2 protein-coding genes are annotated in these 503 nt (G+C 39.2%); both read left to right on the top strand.

Annotated elements, in window-relative coordinates; translation table 11 throughout:
• The coding region (locus D1643_RS11510; RefSeq protein WP_160710699.1) for a BspA family leucine-rich repeat surface protein at positions 1–238 on the top strand (238 nt) is incomplete at its 5' end.
• 95 nt (positions 239–333) lie between these two features.
• Positions 334–503 (top strand): BspA family leucine-rich repeat surface protein (locus D1643_RS12300; protein WP_160710698.1); only part of this gene is annotated, 170 nt, incomplete at its 3' end.

Here is a 503-nt window from a genome sequence, read left to right as displayed (position 1 = left end):
GTATATGGATAGTATGTTCGAAAATTCAAAACTAACCTCAGTTGGTGATTTAAGTCAATGGAATACATCGAAGGTGACGAATATGGGTTATATGTTCACTGATTCAAAGCTAACATCCGTTGGTGATTTGAGTCATTGGAATATATCGAATGTGAATGATATGATGTATATGTTCGAAGGTTCACAGCTAACGCCACCATCATGGTATCGTTGGGATGCGGGGCCAGGGCCAATATAAGCTAATGCATAACCCACATTGTCGTTATCGGAGCATTACTGATTGGTGGTGGAAGTTATGCGATTGACGCATCAAAACCGATCATTTTTCATGACATGCAGACAGAAAATGCAAAATTACCGAAAGCTACATTGACAACCGTTGGTGATTTGGGTAAATGGGATGTATCTAATGTGACGGACATGAGTTTGATGTTCTATAAATCAAAACTAACAACAGTTGGTGATTTGAGTAAATGGAATACATCGAAGGTGACGGATATGGG

This window comes from Enterorhabdus sp. P55 (assembly GCF_009911695.1).
Taxonomy (GTDB): domain Bacteria; phylum Actinomycetota; class Coriobacteriia; order Coriobacteriales; family Eggerthellaceae; genus Enterorhabdus.
The sequence above is the reverse complement of the archived record's forward strand: the minus strand, read 5'-3'. Positions and strand labels throughout refer to the sequence as shown.